The organism is Streptomyces mayteni (assembly GCF_054783955.1).
This window is the reverse complement of the sequence record NZ_BAAGPR010000037.1, coordinates 1-19,537: the sequence shown is the minus strand read 5'-3', so window position 1 is coordinate 19,537 and position 19,537 is coordinate 1. Positions and strand designations below refer to the sequence as shown.

Genomic DNA, 19,537 nt, shown 5'->3' with positions numbered 1-19,537 from the left:
CGCGACCTCCCTCGCGGACCGGCGCCCGGACGAATCCGGGGAGCCGTACGGCACCTACGGCACCGGCTCCCACGACCTGATCGGCGCGCACGACACGGGCGAGCTCCCGCTCTCCTACCACCAGGATTCCCAGTACCACCAGGACTCCCAGGCCGCCTACGGCGGTTACGGCACGTACGGCGGTTACGGCTCCTACGACCCGAGCCACGCCTACGACCCGTCCGCCACCGCCGAGTTCGCCGGCGTCCCGGGCGACGGCCACGACACCGGCTGGTTCGGCACCACGTCGGACGCGCCGACCCAGGCCGCCACCGGCCAGGACGACTCCACGTTCGTCGACCGCGCCTTCGACGCGCCCACCCCGGTCGAGGCCGTCACCCCGGTGACCCCGGTCACCGCCGAGGGCACCGACGGCGTCGGGCCCGCCTACTACGGCCCCGCCTCCGAGGGCGACGAGCCGTGGAACCCCGGCGAGGACACGCTGGCCCCCAACCGCGGCCGGCACCGGGTCTCCCGCCAGCGCGGCGGCACCATGGCCCGCAGCCGCGCCGTGCTCGGCGTCGGCGTGATCGCCGCCGTCGGCGCGGGCGGCATGGCCACCGCCAACGAGGGCGGAGCCGGCTCGGTGCCCGGGATGGGCGCCGCCTCCGACACCATGAGCAACATCCCCGTCGTCGGCAGCCTGCTCGCCGGCGACACCGAAGAGGCCGCCACCGTCAGCCCGTTCACCGCCGCCGGAATGTCCGACGAGCAGTTGGAGGCCGGCGAGACCGACGCCGGCGAGGCGCTCCGCGCCCGTATCCTCCAGCAGGCCGACTTCCAGGAGGCCGGCGCCGCCGCCCAGACCAGGAGCGCCGCGCTCCAGGCCGCCGAGGTCCAGGCCGCCGAGGGCGCGGCCGAGTTGGCCGAGGAGCAGCGCCTGGCCGAGGAGGAGCGGCAGCGCGAGATCGAGGAGGAGCGGCAGCGCCAGGAGGAGGAGCGCCGGCTCGCCGAGCTGCGCGCCAGCTACACCCTGCCGCTCAACAGCTACCGCCTCACCTCCACCTACGGCCAGAGCGGCTCGCTGTGGAGCTCCGGTTCGCACACCGGCCTGGACTTCGCCGCCCCGACCGGCACCCCGATCAGCAACATCCACACCGGTACCGTGCTCGAGGCCGCCTGGGCCGGCTCCTACGGCTACCGCGTCATCGTCGAGCAGGAGGACGGCACCGAGGTCTGGTACAACCACCTCTCCTCGATGAGTGTCTCCGCCGGCCAGCAGGTCGACACCGGCGACCAGATCGGCCTGGTCGGCGCCACCGGCAACGTCACCGGCGCCCATCTGCACCTGGAGGTGCGGCCCGGCGGCGGTGCCACGATCGACCCGCTCTCCTGGCTGCGCGGCAAGGGCCAGTCCATCTAGGCTCGTACGTCGCGGATCACCCGCTGACTGTGCCGAATGGTGTGACGTTAGGCCCGTTTTCCGGGCCGTCTCGCGGGCCCAACGTCACACCAGATGCCCGAACCCGGCCGCGAGCCAGCCGGGTGGGGGTGTGCCCGGCCGGTCTTTCCGGGCCCGCGGTCTACGCTGGCCGGCATGACCACCACCAAGCCCAGGGTCGGCGACCTCCACGTCTTCCCGCTCTGCCTCGGCGGCAACGTCTTCGGCTGGACCGCGGACGAGGCCGAGTCGTTCGCCGTGCTCGACGCCTACGCCGCGGCCGGCGGCGACTTCCTCGACACCGCCGACTCCTACACCGCCTGGGTGGAGGGCAACAGCGGCGGCGAGTCGGAGACCGTCATCGGCCGCTGGATGGCCAGCCGCGGCAACCGCGACTCGATCGTCCTCGCCACCAAGGTGGGCGCCCACCCCGACTTCAAGGGCCTCGCCGCGGCCACCATCAGGCGCGCCGCCGAGGCGTCGCTGCGCCGCCTCGGCACCGACCGCATCGACCTCTACTACACGCACTTCGACGACGAGTCGGTCGAGGTGTCCGAGATCGTCAGCGCCCTCGACGACCTCGTCAGGGAGGGCAAGGTCCGCGAGATCGGCGCCTCCAACATCTCGGCGGCCCGCCTCGAAGCCTCCCTCGACTTCGCCACCCGCGAGAACAAGGCCCGCTACGTGGCCCTGCAACCCCACTACAACCTGGTCTCGCGCGACACCTACGAGGGCGAACTCGCCGCCGTCGCGGCCCGCCACGGCCTCGCCGCCGTCCCCTACTTCGGGCTCGCCGCCGGCTTCCTCACCGGCAAGTACCGTCCGGGCACCGACGTGACCTCCGCCCGCGCCGGCCGCGCGGCCGAACTCCTGGCCACCGAGCGCGGCCAGCGCGTCCTCGCCGCCCTCGACGAGGTGGCCGCCGCGCACTCGGCCGAGGTCGCCACCGTCGCCCTGGCCTGGCTCGCGGCCCAGCCCACCGTCGTCGCCCCCATCGCCAGTGCCCGCACCACCGCCCAACTCCCCGCCCTGCTCGCGGTGGCCGACCTCACCCTCACCGACGCCGAACTGGCCAGCCTCACCGAGGCATCCGAGGAATGAACCACCTGAAGGTGTCGATCGTGGCCGCCGACCACCGGGTCGAGACCCGCCCCCTGGTCGACGGCACCGACCTGCTCGCCACCGCCTTCCCCGACGAACCCGGCATGGACCCCCGCCACCTCGCGGTGCTCCGCGCCCTCCCCGACCCCCATGAGGTCCGCCTCGCCGAAGCCGAATGCTCGGAGGCCTGCTGCGGCGCCCTCTACCTCACCGTCACCCGCACGGCGGACGAGGTCCGCTGGCACGGTTGGCGCAACCCGGCGGAACCCGCCCTCACCCTCCCCGACCTCCGCTTCCCCGCCGCCGACTACGACGCCGAACTGGCCCGCGTCACCGGGGACTTCTCCTGGGAATGGCCGGCCCGCACCATAGCCCGCCACCTCGAACCGGCCCTCGCCGCGTCGCCCTGGCTGGCCGGCTGGCACTGCTCCGACCCGACCCTCGCCACCACCCCGGCCGACCCGACCCAGCTCCACCTCCTCTTCTTCTTCCGCCCACCCGGCCACGACGACACCCCCTGGCTCCAGTTCCGCCGCCCCCTCCCCCTCCACGACGCCGCCACCCTCCTCGCCGACCTCACCCCCACCGACCCCCGCACCGACGCCGAAGTCGTCGGCGGCACCGCGGAGTTCGCCAAGCGGCTCGGCTACCGCTGGCTGTGGTGACGGGCACCCGCCCGGGAACCGGTGCGTCTCGTCTCGACACGTAGGAAAGGCTTTCGGATCATGCGGCGGTACGTTCTCACCGGGGCGCCAGGCGCGGGCAAGACATCGATACTGCGGCGCCTGGCCGACGACGGCTACCAGGTTGTCGAGGAGGCGGCGTCCGCGGTCATCGCGCGATCGCAGGGGCAGGGCGAGGACGAGCCATGGGCGCGGGCATCCTTCATCGACGAGATCGTCGCTCTGCAGCGACAGCGCCAGCTGGCGGCCAACGCCCCCGGCGCTGTCCAGGTGTTCGACCGGTCGCCGGTCTGCACCCACGCACTCGCCACCTACCTGGGGTGGCCGGTGTCCCCGGTGCTGGCCGCGGAGCTTGAACGGATCACCTCGCTGGGGATCTACGAGCGGCAGGTGTTCTTCGTGCGCAATCTGGGCTTCTGCGAGCCCACGGCGGCCCGGAGGATCAGTTTCGAGGAGTCGCTGGCCTTCGAGAAGATCCACGAACAGAGTTACCGCGAGCTCGGCTACGAGCTCGTCGACATCCCTGCCGAGGACCTGTCCCACCGGGTCGCCCTGGTCGACTCCGTGATCTCCCGGGCCGCCTCGTGAACGGAGACGTGCACGCCGCACGCGGCGACCGCCCGCGGGGCGGGTGTCAGCGCCGCGTCGGGTAGGTGGCCGTCACCTCCACCTCGACGAGCCAGCCGGCGACGGCCAGCGAGGCGACCTCCATGGTGGCGCGGGCCGGGCGGGCGTCGTTGGGGACGAGGGGCGGCTCGGGGGCCGAGGTGCCCATCGGGACGGGGACGACCTCCTCGGTGGCCAGGTCGACGTTGGCGAAGTACTGGCGGTAGGCGCGGTTCCAGCCCGCGTAGTCGGCGGTGTCGGCGCCGGGCGGTGCCATCAGGTAGCACTTCATCGTGACGACGTCCTCGGGGCGCAGGCCGGCCGCCGCCAGGTTGTCCACGATGTTGCGCAGGACGACCAGGGCCTGTGCCTCGGTGATGGTGACGCCCCGCGCCCCCTCGGTGAGGGACGGGTCGGTGTAGCGCTCGGGCGAGCCGGCCGGCGCCGACGGGTTGAGCGCGGTGGGGCCGAGGCCGCTGGAGGCGTAGGTCGCGACCTGGCCGCCCAGGGCGACGCCGTTGGATATGGCCGGGTTGGTGTTGCCCTCGGGCAGCATCACCCGGACCTCGGTGGGGCGGGGCCGCCACCAGTCGTTCGCCTCGGCGAGGGTGGCGCCGCCGACCAGGAGGAGGCCGGCGGTGGCGAGCGCGGTCAACGACCTGGTGCGCGTGGTGGTCATGCGGACAGCACCCTCTCGTGGATCTCGGTGACGACCTTGCGGGCCGAGGTGAACGCGCCGTGCTGCCAGGCGATGGCGTGGCTGAGCCAGTCGCCGGCGAAGTAGACGTGCCCGGCCGGCTGGTTGAGCAGCCGGTACTCGGGTCCCGTCTGGGAGGGCCAGCCGACCCAGCCGGCCTCGACGAACGGCGTGCGGTGCCAGGCCACGCTGAACGAACGGGCCAGTTCCGAGCGGTACTTCTCGCCGTGTATCCGGACGCCTCGGTCGAGGGCCCGCGCCAGCCGCGCCTCGTGGTCGAGGCGGCTGTAGGCGAGGGCGTTGTCGCCGAAGTTGTAGTAGCCGACGACGGTGCCGCGGCGGCCGTGGAAGCCGTAGGACGGGTACCAGATGGTGGAGACGTCGAGGTCGGTGTTGGTGATGCCGCCGTAGACGTGTTCGTCCAGCTCCCACCAGCGGCGGCGGTACTCGAGGCCGATCTTGCCGACCGGGGTTGGCGTGGGATGGCGGAGCGCCGCGGTGATGTCGTCGCCGAGGTTGTGCCGGACGCGGGCCATGACCATGGGCGGGATGGCGGCCACCACGAAGTCGGCGGTCTCGGTGCGGACCCGGCCGCGGCCGTCCCGCCAGGTGACCTCGGCGCCGTCGTCGCGGTTGGTGACGGCGGTGACCTCGGCGCCGTAGGTGAGGCGGCGGCGGCCTATCGCCTCGGCGAGGGCGCGCGGTATCGCGTCCATGCCGCCGACCGGCTGGAACATGAGCATGGCCTGGTCGTAGCCGAACTCGAAGGAGAAGCGGGTGCCGAGGCCGCTGGCGATCACGTCGGACATGGACGGCACGGACCCGAGGACGGTGCCCGCTTCCAGGCCGGCGCCCGGCTCCACGGAGTAGCCGCGGCGGTTCGTGCCCGTGTAGGTCCAGCCGTCGGAACGGCCGTTGATGGCGCCGAAGTTCCGCAGGAAGGAGAGCAGGCGTTCCTTGTCGTCCGCGGTGAGTTCGGCGTCGAGTGCGCCCTGGTCGGTGGCCTTCGCGAGGAGTTCCGAGACGTAGCCGTAGACGTCCGCCTTGGCGGTGCGCCAGCGCACGGGCCGGCCGGCCAGGGCACCGGGGACGTTCTCGTGGTGGAGGTAGGCGTTGGCGTTCTGGTTGGTGAACACCTCGAGTGGGACGCCGAGTTCGCGGCAGTACTCGAGCGAGACGTGGGACTGCGGGAGCCGCGCGGGGCCGGCGTTCAGGTACTGGCCCTCGGAGAACGTGGCGCGCTGGGTGCGGCCGTCGAGGTCGGTCTCGGCGGTGCCGCCGCGGACGGTCCAGTTGCGGCCGCCCGGGCGGTCCTTGGCCTCCAGGACGTGACAGTCGTAGCCGGCCTTGCCCAACTCGTAGGCGGCGGCCAGTCCTGCGATGCCGGCGCCGAGTATCAGGACCTTCCCCGCGGCGCGGCCGGTGAGGGTGAAGTCGCCGGGCGACGGCGGGCGGTACGCCTCGGCGCGGGCATCGGGGACGGGGGCGAGTCCGAGGGCGCCCATGGTGGAGTAGAGCACTCCGGCGCCACCGGCGACTCCGACGGATCTCAGGAAGTCGCGGCGCGACGCTGCCACTGCCATCTTGCCTCCTCTGGGGCGCGACTCGCGGCGGCGCTCGGCCCAGGGGACGCGCGGGGGCCGGAGTCGCGTGGTGCGTGAACGATCCGGTCGTACCGGGTGGTTACGGATGAGACCGGCGTGCCCCACGAGGGTCCGGCAGCGCTGTTTCCGGCGAATACCAGGGGCGTATCCCTGTTTCGCCGGATTGCCTACCGAAGAGTTTCGTGAACCGAACTGTTCACATGCGGTCGTTGAACGAGACTGACCGTCGCTGTTCGCCTTCTGACCGGGTGAGGAGGGTGAGGTCCGCGCTCGTGGCGATGGCCAGGGTCTGCCCGGAGGGGGAGAAGCCGGCGGCGCGGAGGGCGGTGCCGGTGATGTGGTGGATGTGCCACCAGCAGCCGCCGGCCGGGCCGTGGCAGAGGCCGCCGTCCGTGGAGAGCAGCACCCGCTGGTGGGGCCAGTCGGGGCTGACGACGTCGAGGGTCCAGCCGTCCAGGGTGGTGGCGTGCAGGCCGCCGCCGAAGAGGCCGGCTATCCGGACCTGGATGCCGGCGAGCGGCCCGAGGCCGGGGCAGGTGAGGTAGGGCCCGGTGGGGTCGCAGATGTCGGGGTCGGGAGCGCGGTCGCGGGCCAGCAGGGTGCCGTCGGTGGCGTCCAGCACGCCGTGGCCGTCCTGGGAGACCACCATCACCAGGTCGCGGCCGGTGGCGGGGTCGGCAGTGAAGCCGATGCCGAGCAGGCCGCCGATGGGGATGGTCGGGCCGGGACGGAAGACCGGCCGCCACGGGGACGGTGCCGCACAGACCGCTGCCGAGAGAAAACGCTCGCGCAACTGAAGCTGGTAGTCGGTGAACATCGTGCTCCATCCCCAGCAGGGTGTGAGGGAGACGTTACGGTCCGTCCGTCCTCCGCGCCAGGTCCCACCCACCTCGGGTTTCCGCCGGCGCCCGGGTCCGCCGGGCCCACCGGCGGGCGTCGCCCGGCCGGCCCGGCCAACCTGGCCGGAGATGCCCGCTTCGATGGCGGCTAGCTACCGGAAAGGCACCGTTCACCTTGGCGCAGCCTTGCGCGGCGACAGTCGAGGTATGAAGTTGAGGCTGCGGCCGGGAAGCGTCGCGCGGGCGGAGGATCTGTTGACCGCCTGCGTTCGGGAGTGTGCCGCCTACGTGGCCACCGGGCCCGAAAACAGGAAGTTGGTCGCGGCCGTCGGGGCGCTGGTCGTGGAGCACGCCGCCTACGAGCGGTCGGCCGACCGCGCCTTCGAGGCGCTGCTCGCCGTCGGGCGGCAGTCCGTCGAGGCGGGCGAGGTGCGCCTCGCGCGCCGGGTCGCCGACACCGCGGTGGCGCTCCGCAGCAGGTCGAAGGACGCCTGGCGGCTGCGCGCCGAGGCGCTGGAGGCCGACGGCCGGGACCGCGAGGCCGTGGACGCGCACGAGCGGAGCCGCGCGCTGGCCGGCGAGCGGGATCCCGAGCTGGTCACCCGCGGCGCCAGGACCATCGGCGTCGGCGACCTCCGCGGCCAGCTCGCCGACCGCAGCGTGTGCGTGATCGCCAACGGCGAGGGCCTGGCCGGCAGCGCGCTCGGCCCGGTGATGGACGGCTACGACGTGGTGGTGCGGCTCGACTCGTTCCAGACGCAGCCCGGCGCCACCGGCCAGCGGGTCGACCTGCACGCCGTGTCCTGCCGCAGCGGCGGCCCCGGCTGGCGGCGGCAGGCCCGCACCCGGCTGGTCTTCGGCGAGGAGGCGACCGAGTGGCGGGAGGCGATCCGCAGCCGGCTGGTGCCCGGCGCCCAGTCGTACCTCGGCGACCGGTCGCTCAGCCGCCCCGTCAGCGACCCGGCGCTGATCGGTGAGAGCCGCTGGGCCGCCGAGGCCAGCACCGGCTTCACCGTCGCCCGGCTGCTCGACCACCTCGACGTCTCCGCCAGGATCGACCTCCTCGGCTTCACCCTGCCTGGCCAGCTGCGGGCCGAGGAACGCCAGTGGCTGCTGGCACACGCCAGGGACACCGACGGGCTGCGGATCTCACTCCGCTAGCGGGCCATCGCGCCTGGCCGCCGCTGCCGCCACCGTCGGCGGCGCAGCCACGGCGCGCTGCCGCCAGAGCCGGCCGAGCAGTGCCCGCTCCCTGGTGCGGAAGTCGGGGCCGGCCGCGCCCCGGTCCGCCCGCTCCCGTAGCAGCGCGAGCGTGGTCGCGGCCGCCTGGTAGTCCGCCACCGCCCGCGCGCCCGCCGGGCCGTGCCGGTCGCGGGCCAGCCGCCTGGACAGCGCCCGCGAGCCGAGCGAGCCCAGCGCCGCCGGCTCCTCGGGCGAGAGCCAGCCGGCGCTCGCGTACACCGGCAACGTGCGCCGGACGATCCGCAGTTGACGCTTCCGCGCGGTGTCGGCCAGCCAGCCGAGGCCGAGGAAGATCGGCACCATCAGCAGCCCGTAGACCGCGCCGAAGCCGAGGAACGACAGCGACGTCGACGCGTTCCACACCGAGTGCAGCAGCATCGCGGCCGCCAGCCCCAGCAGCGGCAGGCAGCACCGCAGCGCGCGCCGGTCGGGCGCCACCACGGCGGCGAGCCCGAAGCCAAGGCCGGTCAGCGCCGTGAACAGCGGATGGGCGAACGGCGCCAGCAGCACCCGCACCACGAAGGTGACCACCGTGGCCGAGTCCAACGGCGAGACCGGGCCCCACGCCACGTCCTGGTCGAAGGCGCTGCCCAGGTAGAGGATGTTCTCGGTGAACGCGAAGCCGGCCGCGCTCATCCCCGCCGTGACCAGGCCCGCCAGCACCCCGTTGAACGCCTCCGGCCGGTGCAGGAAGATCAGCAGGATCGCGCCCGCCTTGACCGTCTCCTCCACCACCGGCGCGATCACCGTCATCTCCAGCGTGTCGGCGTGGGACGGCGCGAGCGTGGCGGAGGAGCCGGTGAGGACCCGCACCAGCAGGCCGTTGGCGAACAGCGCGATCAGCGTCGCCACGCAGGCGCCCCAGCCGAACGCGAACGCCAGCGTGCGCGGCGGCTTGGGCAGCACGGCGTCGATCCACCGGAAGGTGAGCACCAGCACGGGCAGCGGCAGCAGCGCGAGGCCGAGCCCCACCGCGAACCCCGCCCAGCCCGTCTCGCGCCCCACCATGACCGCCGCCACCACCCCGCAGACGGCCAGCGGCACCGCGATGCCGGCCAGCGGGCGCAGGCGGGGAGCGCGGTCGCGTGGGGGGAGCGCAGGGGGCACCCGATGACTGTACGGCTTGGCGGCGCGGCACCAACAGGTCATCCGGCGAAGGGAGTCGGCCGAACGGGGAACAGCCGGGAGAACGGTCGGTGCCGCCCGACCACGCCCGACCTGCCGGTAAGCCGGCCCGGCCGGCCCGGCCGGTCAGCCGATCCGGCGGAAGAGCAGATCACGCACCACGTGCCCCTTGGCCAGGCCCTGCCGCTCGAACCGGGTCAGCGGCCGGCCCGCCGCGCGGTCGGCGGCGAAACCACCGGAGGGCACGACGTTCACGAAGCACCGGCTCGCGGTGAGCACCTCCAGCATCTGCTCGGCGTACGGCTCCCAGTCGGTGGCACAGTGCAACACCCCGCCCTCGCGCAGCCGGGAGGCGGCCAGCTCGACGAACTCCGGCTGGATGATGCGCCGTTTGTGGTGCCGCTTCTTGGGCCAGGGGTCGGGGAAGAACACCCGGACGCCCTCCAGCGAGCCGGGGGCGACCATCTCGCGCAGCAGGATGATCGCGTCGCCGTTGGCCACCCGGACGTTGGTCAGCCCCTCGCGCTCCGCGAGCCGCAGCAGGTTGCCCTGGCCCGGGGTGTGCACGTCGATCGCCAGGATGCCGACGCCCGGCTCGGCGGCGGCCATCTCGACGGTGGCCTCCCCCATCCCGAAGCCGATCTCCAACACCACGGGCAGCCCGCCGAACAGCCTGGCCAGATCGAGCGGGGCGGCGCCGTCGACCTCCACCCCCCACCGCCGCCACAGCCGCAGCAGCGCCTCCCGCTGCGCCGGCGTGACGCGACTGCGGCGCGGTTGGAAGCTACGGATCCGACGCTCGTGGCGATCGCCCGCCGGATCGGCGGCAGGGCCGGCGCCGGGGGGAAACATGCTGGTGGGGTGCTTCTCGGTCACAGTGCATCCGATTTTACGGCGTTTTTGCCCGGGAACCGTAGCCCGCCCGTGGGACGTCGAATCGGGTGACGCGTGTCGGGGGATCGCGGATCGGGGGATCGTTCATGGCGGAGGGGGAGGGCCGGATAGGGCTGGTCGCTCCGGTCGGGGTGCTGCTGCTCGCGCTCCTCGCGGCCTGGGCGGTGCTCGGCGGCCGGGACGACGAGGCGCTGGAGCCGATCGCGGACGCGTCGCCGGAGCCGACGGCCGCCCAGGCCGCGGCGGTCGAGGTGTGGCGGGTGCCGGCCGACGACGCGTCCTCCGGGCCGTTGCGGCTCTGGCCGCACGAGGACGTGGTCACGGTGGTCTCCGAGGCCGGCGTGACCGGCTACGACACGGTGGACGGCGCGGTGCGCTGGGAGGCGGCGGCCCCGCCGGAGGCCGGGCCGCCCTGCGCCGCCTCGGCGGCCGTCGACCCGGCCGGCCTCGGCGCGGTCCTCTACCGCTCGGCCGACGGGCGGTGCGCGGTGCTCGCCGTCGTCGACACCCGGAACGGATCGCTGCCGTGGTGGCGGGCGTTCACCGGCGAGGTGGACCAACCAACCGTCACGGTGGGGGAGTCGGCGGTCACCGTCACCCTGGACGCGGCCGGCGACCCGGCCGGCTTCCACCGCCTCGCCCGCGACTCGGGCGCCGAACTCCCGCCGCCCGACTGCCTCTCGGAGCCCGGGGTGACCGCCGTCCGGCACGCCGGCTCCCGGATCGTCGCCCTCGGCCCGTGCGGCCTCACCGTCCACGACGCCGAGACCGGAGCCGTGCTGTGGACCGGCCAGGCACGGCAGGAACCGCCCGAACTCCTGGCCGACGACCCGGTGTTGCTGCGCGAGGCCGACGAGACGGTGGCCTACGCGGAGACCGGCGAGGAGCTGTGGCGCCTGCCGTTCGTCCCCGCCACGGTGACCATGGCCGGCGAGACGCTGCTGGCCGGCGACGACGACGGCCGGCTCGCCGGCCACGACCTGCTGACCGGCGAGCGCCGCTGGCGCGAGCAACTCCCGCCCGACACCCGCCTGTTCGCTTCCGACCGGGACGACGGCCGGATCCTGACCGGCACCGAGGGCGCCGAGGGCGCCGACGCCTACCGACTCGCCTGGCTCGACCCCACCGACGGCACCCGCACCCCCGCCCCACCCCTCCCGCGCTCGCCGGCCCTGCTGGCCTACGACGACCACCAGCTCTACGCCCTGACCTCGGCCGGGATCGAGGCGTTCACCTAGTCCTCGGCGCGGACCCCCGCCCCCCGACGACCCCGGCTTCGGCCCGCCCCGTCGGCCGATGGCACGGGGGCGCGGCCCCGTGACGCGAGGGCCGCGGGCTCCGCCCGCCCCGGCGCCCGTTCCGGCTCCGCCGGCCAGGGATGGGCCCAGCCGGCCCGCGCCCCGGCTTCGCCGGCCTGCGGCCGGCGTGTGGGTCCTGCTCGGTGCGGGCCCCGATTCGCCGGTCGGCCGGCCCGTGGCCGGTGCCCGGGCTTCGGGGCGGCCCTCGGTTTCCGTACGGCCGGGCCTCGGCTCGCCTCTCGGGCCGGTGGTGCGGTGGGTGCGGGCTTCGCCCGCTCCGGTCTCTGCCCCGGCTTCGCCGGTGGGCCGGCTCGTGGCCGGTGCGTGGGTTTCGGCGCGGCCGTTCGCTCCCGGCCCGGCCCGGCCCCCGACCGGCTTCGCCGGTGCGTGTGGGCCTTGCCGGCCCCCGTCCCGGCTTCGCCGGTGGGCCGGCCTGCGGCCGTCGCGTGGGCCCGGGAGGCCGTCCGCTTCCCGACCGGCACGGCGGCCCAGCCCGTGGCTCCGCCGGCTCCGCCGGTCTGCGGCCGGTGTGTGGACTTCGCCTGCTCCGGTCTCCGACCAGGCTCCGCCGGTCGGCAGTGGGCCGCGCCGGCCCCGTCCCCGCTTCGCCGGTGGGCCGGCTCGTGGCCGGTGCGCGGGTTTCGGCGCGGCCGTTCGCTCCCGGCCCGGCCCGGCCCGTTCCTGCCCCGTGGCGCGGTGGGTGCGGGCTTCGCCCGCGCAGGCCCCCCGTCCCGGCTTCGCGGGTGGGCCGGCCTGCGGCCGTCGCGTGGGCCCGGGGTGGCCGCTCGCTTCCCGACCGGCAGGGCAGCACGGCCCGTGGCTCCGCCGGCTCCGCCGGTCTGCGGCCGGTGCGCGGGCTTCGCCCGCTTCGGGTTGGCCGGCTCGGGTGGGCGGGTGGGGTACCTTCCGTCAGGCCGGACGGCGGCCCGGCCCGGCAGGGCCGACCGGGCCGGGCCGGGCGCGGAAAGGGTGGGCGGGTGGGGCAACTCCCCGTCGAGCCCACGGACCGCACTGGCCGTCAGGCCAGGAGCCGCAGCGCCCGGCCGGCGATCTCGTCCGCGATGGGGAGGCACGCGGTCGCCGCGGGCGACGGCGCGTTGAGGACGTGGACCGTGTGCGGGGCCTCCGCGATGCGGAAGTCGTCGGCGAGCGTGCCGTCCGGCAGGACGGCCTGCGCACGGACCCCCGCCGGCGACGGCAGGAGGTCGTCCTCGGTGACGCCCGGCAGCAGCCGCCGCACCGCCGCCGTGAAGGCCCGCTTGGAGAGCGAGCGCAGCAACTCGCCCGCGCCGGCCCGCCAGTGGCGGGCCGCCATCCGCCACAGGCCCGGGTAGCCGAGCGCGTCGGCCAGCTCGGCCGGCCGGACCGTGCGCCAGTCGTAGCCCTCGCGGGCCAGCGCCAGCACCGCGTTGGGCCCGATGTGCACCTCGCCGTCGAGGCCCCTCGTCAGGTGGACGCCGAGGAACGGGAACGCCGGGTCGGGCACCGGGTAGACCAGACCGCGCACCAGGTGCGCCCGCTCCGCCCGCAGCCGGTAGAACTCGCCGCGGAACGGGACGATCCGCAGGCCCGGGTCGTCGCCGGCCAGCCGGGCGATCCGATCGCCGTACAGGCCGGCGCAGTTGACCAGCGCCCTGGCGCGCAGCACCTCGCCCCGCGCCGTCCTGACCGCGACGCCCAGCCCGGGGCGCCGGTCGACCGCGACGACCTCGGCGCTGCGCCGTACGTCCACCAGCTCGGCGAACCGCCGCGCCACCGCGGTGAAGTCGCACTGCCCGGTGGTCAACACCCGCAGCGCCGCGATGCCGTGCACGCCGGGCTCGTACTCGGCCATCTGCGCCTGGCCCAACTCCCGCACCGGCACGCCGTTCCGCCTGGCCCGCTGGGCCAGCTCGTGCAGCCGCGGCAGCTCGTCCGCCGTGGTGGCGACGATCAGCTTGCCGGGCGCCGCGTGCGGGATGCCGTGCTCGGCGCAGAACTTCCGCAGCTCCGCCGCGCCCCGCACCGCGAACCGCGCCTTCAGCGAGCCCGGCCGGTAGTAGACGCCGCTGTGGATCACCCCGCTGTTGCGGCCGCTCTGGTGCGCGGCGAGCCGTGGTTCCTTCTCCAACACGGTGACGGCGAGGCCGGGGCGGGCCGCGCGCAGCGCGTGCGCGGTGGCCAGCCCCACGATCCCGCCGCCGACCACCAGCACGTCGCAGTCGTACACGAAACGCCGAGCCTGTGCCGCTGTCATGTGCGACATCATGCCGGAGCGGTCAGGAGCGGGCGTGCCAGCTCCTGCAACTCCTTGACCAGCGGCTCGTGTTGGTAGGGCGCCAGGCGGCTGAGCAGGTCACGGACATAGTCCGTGGTGCGGGCCGACGATATGCGCCCCGCGACCTCCACGGCCCGGGCGCCGACCGCGCAGGCCTTGTCCAGGTTGCCGGACTCCAGCTCGGCGACCGCCCCGACCACCAGCCGCAGGCCGTGGGAACGGGCGAACTCCTCGGTGGGTTCGGAGAGCGCCTGCTCGGTGAACCGCCGGACCTGTCCTGGCACCTTGAGGTCGATGTAGCACTCGGCGGCGTCGGCGGCCAGCCGGTGGTACGTGTAGAAGTCCAACCAGCCGGGGTCGCCGTCCCCCTCCCTCGACCGCTCCAGCCAGCCCTCGGCGGCGGACAGCGCCAGGCCGCAGCCCGCCGCGTCGTTCGCCTTGGCCAGCGCCCGCGCCTCGACCGTGTGGAAGAAGCTCATGGTGCGGGCGGTGGCCAGCGACCGGTTGCGCTCCAGCGCGGCCTGCGCCAGGTCGACGCCCTCCTCGGCGAAGCCGCGGTAGGTGGCCTGGAGCGACATCGACGCCAGCACGTAGCCGCCGAGCGGCACGTCGGCCGCGGCCCTGGCGAGCCGCAGCGCCTGGATGTAGTAGCGCTGGGCGGCCTCCTGCTGCCCGGTGTCGAACGCCATCCAGCCGGCCAGCCTGGTCAGCTCCGCGGTGGCGCGGAACAGCGAACGGCCCACGTCGTCGCTGTAGCTGCCGAGCAGCAGCGGCGCCGCGTCCGTCCGCAGACACTCCGGCACCATGGACGAACGCCAGTCCCCGCCGCCGTACTTGGAGTCCCAGCGCCTGGCCTCCTCGGCGGCCTCGCGCAGCTTGGAGACGTCCGTGTGGCCGACCCGGCCGAACGTGCCCTCCTGCGGCGCCGGCGCCTCCCTGGCCACCGACGCGTCCGCCGGGCTGATCAGCCAGCGCGAGACGGGCGTCGCGTAGGCGGTGACGGCGAACGAGCCGGCCAGGGACTGCCAGATCCCCTTGCCGGGCGTGACGTCCAACCGGTACAGCTCGGTCGCCGACTCGACGGCGCTCGGCACGTCCCGCGGGAAGGCCAGGCCCACCTCGGGGGCCGGGTCCGTGTCCGCGAGCCCGATCTCGTGCAACGGTACGGGCCGCCCCAGCTTGCTGCTGATGGCGGCGGCTATCAGATGGGGGGCCGAGCCCTGTGGCACCATGCCTTTGGTCACCCAGCGGGCGACGGATGTCTTGTCATATCGCAGCGTCAATCCCCGTTGGGCCCCGAGATCGTTGACTCTGCGAGCTAGACCCGCGTTGCTGATTCCCGCAAGAGCGAGAACTGCCCCTAGCTTCTCGTTCGGCCCGCGTGGCTCCCTGGACATGCGCGTACCCCTGACACACCAACGGCAGCCCCACGACCAGCGCGGGGCTTTCCGTGCCTCCGCCAACCCAGCGTAGTTCGGCGCCTGCTGACCGTTAAGGGGGTGGATCCCGGATGGCGGATTTGTGACCGTACGCGCGTACGAGCGCTTCCGCGCCAGGGGATTGTGCTCCGGGCATGTGGCCGTGCGCCCGGCTGTGCGCTCTGGGCAGTGCGGTGGGGCGGCGCTTCGATGTGTACCGCGTGGGTCGGCCCGCTGCCTCGGGGCAGCACCCCTGAAGGCGCAAGCGGGCCGGGGGAAGCCGCTGTCTCATTCCCCGCGGACGGCGGCCTGGTCCGGGAGGCGGACAGCGTCTCCCGGACCACAACGTCTCCTGCCCAGGGGCGCCCGCCTCATGAGCCGTTCTCCGGCCAGAGTTTGGCCGAATATCGTCGGTACGCCGCCGACGACCCGCCGGGCCGGCCAGGCGCCGTCGCGCGCCCCTCCCGCCAACCGGCCTCTGCGATCAGGTAGTTCGCGATGTGGCGCGCCACATGCGGCGAACTACCTCCCCGGCATGCTCCCTTCCCGTCGGTCGCATGGCAGCATGGGCCTCAACGACGGCGCGGTCCAAAGGTGTTCTTCCGTAGTTTCTTCCGTGGGGGAGGCGGCGATGCGGTGGTTGGTCGGGTGGTGCGGGGCCTCTGCCAGCGCTGCCCAGGACATCCAGCCGCTGGGCGCTCACCTCTTGTGGGAGGGGCCCGACCCGCTCTGGGCGGTCGGCGACTGGCGCGCGGACGAGATCCGCCTGATCTACGCCGACGGCGACACCCACCTCGCCGTCTTCGGCTACTGCGGCGCCGACGACGCCACCCTGCGCCGCTCACTCGTCTCCGCGCGCGCCGGCGCACTCCGCCAACTCACCACCTGGCCAGGCAGCTACACCGCCATCGCCCGTTTCGGCCGCCGCACCGTCATCCCGGCCGACCTGGCCGGCACCCGCCCCGTCTTCCACACCGACTGGGCCGGCGGCTCCGCCTACGCCACCGCCGCCCTGCCGCTCGCCGACCTCACCGAGGCCCAACTCGACGTCCCGCACCTGGCCGCGCTGCTCGCCATCCCCGACGCCCCGGAGGCCCTGGGCAACGGCACCCCCTACCGGGGCGTGCACCGGGTGCCGCAGGGGCACGCGCTGATGCTGCGCGAGGGCGGCAGCCGGGACGTCGTCGGCTACGAGCCCACCGCGCCGCTGGTCGTCGCCGCGCCCCCGGTGGAGCGGGAGGCCGCCGTCTCCGGCGTCAGGGACGCGCTGGTCGAGGCCGTCCGCACCCGGCTCGCGGCGCCCAGGCACGCGCCGGCGCGCGACGCGGGCCCGGTGCCCGGCATGGGCCCCGCCGACCGGCGCGCCGCGCGCTTCGGCCCGGAGCCGGCGCCCGGCGTCGGCGCCGACCTCTCGGGCGGCAGCGCCTCGGCCACGCTCGCCCTGCTCGCCGCCGGCCTCCCCGGGATGCCGGGCACCGTCTACGGCACCGGCGCCACCCAGGCCGGCGAGCGGCTGCTCGCCGTCACCTTCAACGACCTCAGCGCGAACGGCGGCCCGGCCGGCGTCGCGCGCACCGCCGAGCTGGAGCGGGCCCGCGCCATCGCCGAGAACCCGCGGCTCCACCACGTGGTGGTCGCCGCCGGCGACGAGGCGCTGCCCTACGCCGACCTGGAGAACGGCCCGCTCACCGACGAGCCTGGGCCCTCGCTGGTCACCGCCGCCCGGCACCGCCACCGGCTGGCCGCCGGCAGCGCCGACCACCTCGTGGGACACGGCGCCCGCCAGGTGCTCGACGCGCACCCAGCCCGCCTCGCCGACCTGCTCCTCGACCGCAGACGCCGCCACCTGGTGCGCCCGGTCACCGCGCTCGCCAAGGCGAGCGGCGGGGGCATGCTGGTGCCGTTCACCGTCTACCGGGCCGCCAGGCGGCTGGCCCGCACCCCCTATCCCGAGGGCCTGTCCTCGGCCGCCGTGCTGCTGCGCCAGCCGGTGGACGACGCGGACGGCGCGCTCCTCGGGGACGGCGCGCTCGGCGCCTCGCTCGCCGCGCTCGCCTGGTGCCGGCCAGGACCGGCGGCCCGCTGGCTGACCGGCGAGGCGCTGGCCGAAGTATCGATTCGGCTCGAAGCGGCGGCCGCCAGGCCACGTTCGACCTCGGCCACCTCACGGCCAGGCGAACAGCGGGCCCGCGCCGTGCTCGCCCGCCACGCCGCCGACCACCGGGTGTTCGAGCAGGCCGCCGAGGTCAGGCACCAGCGGCTGCACGCCCCTTTCTACGACAACCAGGTGGTGCGCGCCTGCCAGGCGTTGCCCGAGAGCCTCCGGGTGCAGCCGGGGGCGCGTGCCGACGTGTTGCGCGCTGTGCTGGAGGGCGCGGGGGTGCGCGCGCTGCCGCCCGGCTGGGGCGCCACCACCCTCGCGTCGGGAACCGAATCCGTGCGCGCGGGACTTCGAGCCAATATCGGCACCCTGGTGAACCTCTTCGACGCGCCCCTGCTCGCCGACGCCGGCCTGATCGAGGCCCGCGTCGTCCGCAAGGCCCTCCGCGCGGCCTCCGAAGGCGAACGACTCCCGCTCGACGGCCTCGCCGAACTCGTCTCCACCGAGATCTGGCTCCGCCGCCTCCTCACCCGCCGCGGCTCCTGCTGGACCGCCGAAGGCAACCACGACCCCCGCGCGGTCACCAGCGGCGTCACCCTCTAACCGGCCGGTTGCCTGGCCGGCAGGGCTGCCAGAACAACTCGTGGCCGGTAGGCCCGGGGGCGGAGCCGGCTCCGTGCCAGCCGGCGCCAGCCGTCCGGACGCACCACGTGTCGGCGCCGGCCCGGTGACGACCACCGCGGCGCGACCCGGCTTCGCCGCCCGCCGGGCCGCCGCCGAAGGGTTCGGGGCCGGCGGTCAGGCGGGGCCATGCCCCGCCTCCGGCCGTGCTGGCTGAGGGGGCCCGGCCAACAGGGCCGGCTGGCCTGGCTGTGCGCGCCGGTGCCGTTGGCACGGCGGCAGGCATGACACTGTCCGCTGCTCCGTGCCGTGACCAGCGCGTCAAGCGGTGCGACCTGGCCGGTCAGGCCACACCCCTCGCCGGCCACACCGGCGGGCCGCCCCGCCGGGCCGGTTGTTCGGGGCCGGCCTGCGGCCGCGCGGGGCGGGATCGGCTCGACCTGCCGGGCTGATCGCTCGGCCGCGCCGGCTTGGTAGGCCATGGCCTTGCCGGCCGCGCGAGCGCGAGGCTGCCCCCGCCGGGGCTTCGCCCAATAGAACCGGCCAACTGGCGCGACCGGCTTCGCCGGCCGCAGGGCCCGGCACGCGGCCCGTGCCGCGACCGGCTGCGCCGGCCACCCGATTGCCCGGCCGGCCAGGCACCGGCTTCGCCGCCCGCAGGGCCGGCGCTCGGCCCGGCCGGCCAGGCCACCGGCTTCGCCGTCCGCCGGGCCGCGCTTCGGTCCGCAGGGGCGGTCGTCGGGCTGCCGTGCCGGCCAGGCAACCGGCAGCCGGCAATCGGCTACTGACAGTTGATCTCGGAGTCCGCCCAGTCCGCCACGGTCGCCGCGCCGAGCCAGCCTTCGCCCTGGACGTCGAGGCGGAGGGTTTCGACGCCGGTGAGGGGGACGCTCATCGGGATGGCCTCCTCGCCGCCGGACACCACGTCGGACTCCCACAGCATCTGGTCGTCCCCGTAGACGCTGAAGACGGCCGAGCCGAAGCCGGCCATCATGTCGTCGATGCCGACCAGCGCCTGGTAGGTGACGCAGGTCAGGTTCAGGTCGATGGTGACGGAGGACCACGCGCCGACCGTGATGCCGTGGTCGTGTGGTCGGCCGCCGATCGTCAGGTCGTCCCGCTGCCAGATCGGGCTGCTGCCGGCCAGCCGCACCGTCGGCGCCGTGTCGTCGCCGGTGATGTCGAAGGCGAGGCGCCGCAACTCGTAGGGCGCGGGCGTCGGTTCGGGTGGGGCCGGGGTCGCCGTCGGCTCCGGGGTGGGCGGTGGCGCGGGCTCCGGCTCCGGGGCCGGCTCCGGAGCGGGTGACGGCGAGGGCTCGGGAGTCGGCTCCGGCGGCCGTGGTGCCGGTTCCGACGGTTCCGGCGCCGAAGGATCGGGCTCCGGCACCGGCTCCGGCTCCGCGACCGGCTCGGACGACGGCTCGGGCCGCGGCGTCGGCTCGGCCGGCGCCGGATCGTCGGGCGGCGGCGCGGCCTGGTCCTCGGGATCGGAGCCCATCAGCGCCATCGCCAGCACCGCAGCCACCGCCGAGACCACCACACCCGACGCGATGCCGGCCTTCACCGGCGCGCCGAGCCGCACGGCGGCCGCGCCGCCGGCCGCGCCGCCCGCCGCGGCCGCGGAACCGGCC

15 protein-coding genes are annotated in these 19,537 nt (G+C 75.0%); 7 read left to right on the top strand and 8 right to left on the bottom strand.

The window, feature by feature from the left end; translation table 11 throughout:
• Window positions 1-382: 382 nt before the first annotated feature.
• From ACYVPE_RS18075 to ACYVPE_RS18060, 4 genes are all read left to right on the top strand, one after another.
• Window positions 383-1,402, top strand: a complete 1,020-nt coding sequence (locus ACYVPE_RS18075; RefSeq protein WP_461034694.1) for a M23 family metallopeptidase — start codon at window positions 383-385, stop codon at window positions 1,400-1,402.
• 174 nt (window positions 1,403-1,576) lie between these two features.
• Entirely contained in the window at window positions 1,577-2,521 is a 945-nt protein-coding gene (locus ACYVPE_RS18070; protein WP_461034651.1) for an aldo/keto reductase, read from the top strand.
• Window positions 2,518-3,186 carry a hypothetical protein gene (locus tag ACYVPE_RS18065; RefSeq protein WP_461034650.1) on the top strand — a complete coding sequence of 223 codons (669 nt, stop codon included), beginning with the start codon at window positions 2,518-2,520 and terminating at the stop codon, window positions 3,184-3,186. The genes ACYVPE_RS18070 and ACYVPE_RS18065 overlap by 4 nt, the downstream gene beginning before the upstream one ends.
• A gap of 60 nt (window positions 3,187-3,246) precedes the next feature.
• On the top strand, window positions 3,247-3,792 hold the full coding sequence (locus ACYVPE_RS18060) for an AAA family ATPase (RefSeq protein WP_461034649.1): 546 nt from the start codon (window positions 3,247-3,249) through the stop codon (window positions 3,790-3,792).
• 46 nt (window positions 3,793-3,838) lie between these two features.
• Here ACYVPE_RS18060 and ACYVPE_RS18055 read toward each other — a convergent pair whose 3' ends face one another.
• The 3 genes from ACYVPE_RS18055 to ACYVPE_RS18045 all read right to left on the bottom strand — a co-directional run bounded on the left by ACYVPE_RS18055 (window position 3,839) and on the right by ACYVPE_RS18045 (window position 6,928).
• The gene (locus ACYVPE_RS18055; RefSeq protein ID WP_461034648.1) at window positions 3,839-4,489 is read right to left on the bottom strand and encodes a Rid family hydrolase; all 651 of its coding nucleotides are present in this window, start codon (window positions 4,487-4,489) and stop codon (window positions 3,839-3,841) included.
• Complete coding sequence (locus ACYVPE_RS18050) at window positions 4,486-6,090, bottom strand: flavin monoamine oxidase family protein (protein WP_461034647.1); 1,605 nt, start codon at window positions 6,088-6,090, stop codon at window positions 4,486-4,488. The genes ACYVPE_RS18055 and ACYVPE_RS18050 overlap by 4 nt, the downstream gene beginning before the upstream one ends.
• Before the next feature lie 217 nt (window positions 6,091-6,307).
• Window positions 6,308-6,928, bottom strand: coding sequence for a hypothetical protein (locus ACYVPE_RS18045; protein WP_461034646.1), 621 nt, complete (start codon window positions 6,926-6,928; stop codon window positions 6,308-6,310).
• Window positions 6,929-7,157: 229 nt separating this feature from the next.
• On the opposite strand from ACYVPE_RS18045, the gene ACYVPE_RS18040 reads away from it, so the two are divergent.
• Window positions 7,158-8,111, top strand: a complete 954-nt coding sequence (locus ACYVPE_RS18040; RefSeq protein ID WP_461034645.1) for a hypothetical protein — start codon at window positions 7,158-7,160, stop codon at window positions 8,109-8,111.
• Here ACYVPE_RS18040 and ACYVPE_RS18035 read toward each other — a convergent pair.
• Together ACYVPE_RS18035 and trmB are read right to left on the bottom strand one after the other, a co-directional pair.
• The gene (locus ACYVPE_RS18035; protein WP_461034644.1) at window positions 8,100-9,299 is read right to left on the bottom strand and encodes a PrsW family intramembrane metalloprotease; all 1,200 of its coding nucleotides are present in this window, start codon (window positions 9,297-9,299) and stop codon (window positions 8,100-8,102) included. The genes ACYVPE_RS18040 and ACYVPE_RS18035 overlap by 12 nt on opposite strands.
• A gap of 144 nt (window positions 9,300-9,443) precedes the next feature.
• On the bottom strand, window positions 9,444-10,193 hold the full coding sequence (trmB, locus tag ACYVPE_RS18030) for a tRNA (guanosine(46)-N7)-methyltransferase TrmB (RefSeq protein WP_461034643.1): 750 nt from the start codon (window positions 10,191-10,193) through the stop codon (window positions 9,444-9,446).
• A gap of 104 nt (window positions 10,194-10,297) precedes the next feature.
• On the opposite strand from trmB, the gene ACYVPE_RS18025 reads away from it, so the two are divergent.
• Window positions 10,298-11,449: an outer membrane protein assembly factor BamB family protein gene (locus tag ACYVPE_RS18025; protein ID WP_461034642.1), complete on the top strand. Its 1,152-nt coding sequence runs from the start codon at window positions 10,298-10,300 to the stop codon at window positions 11,447-11,449.
• Between the two features lie 1,078 nt (window positions 11,450-12,527).
• Here the strand turns inward: ACYVPE_RS18025 and lhgO are convergent.
• Together lhgO and ACYVPE_RS18015 are read right to left on the bottom strand one after the other, a co-directional pair.
• Window positions 12,528-13,745 carry an L-2-hydroxyglutarate oxidase gene (lhgO, locus tag ACYVPE_RS18020; RefSeq protein ID WP_461034641.1) on the bottom strand — a complete coding sequence of 406 codons (1,218 nt, stop codon included), beginning with the start codon at window positions 13,743-13,745 and terminating at the stop codon, window positions 12,528-12,530.
• Between the two features lie 8 nt (window positions 13,746-13,753).
• Window positions 13,754-15,163 carry an MFS transporter gene (locus ACYVPE_RS18015; RefSeq protein ID WP_461034640.1) on the bottom strand — a complete coding sequence of 470 codons (1,410 nt, stop codon included), beginning with the start codon at window positions 15,161-15,163 and terminating at the stop codon, window positions 13,754-13,756.
• Between the two features lie 652 nt (window positions 15,164-15,815).
• Between ACYVPE_RS18015 and ACYVPE_RS18010 the strand changes: the two genes are divergently transcribed.
• Window positions 15,816-17,888, top strand: coding sequence for an asparagine synthase-related protein (locus ACYVPE_RS18010; protein ID WP_461034639.1), 2,073 nt, complete (start codon window positions 15,816-15,818; stop codon window positions 17,886-17,888).
• A 799-nt stretch (window positions 17,889-18,687) separates the two neighbouring features.
• On the opposite strand, the gene ACYVPE_RS18005 is transcribed toward ACYVPE_RS18010, so the two are convergent.
• Window positions 18,688-19,537 (bottom strand): NPCBM/NEW2 domain-containing protein (locus ACYVPE_RS18005; protein ID WP_461034638.1); only part of this gene is annotated, 850 nt, incomplete at its 5' end.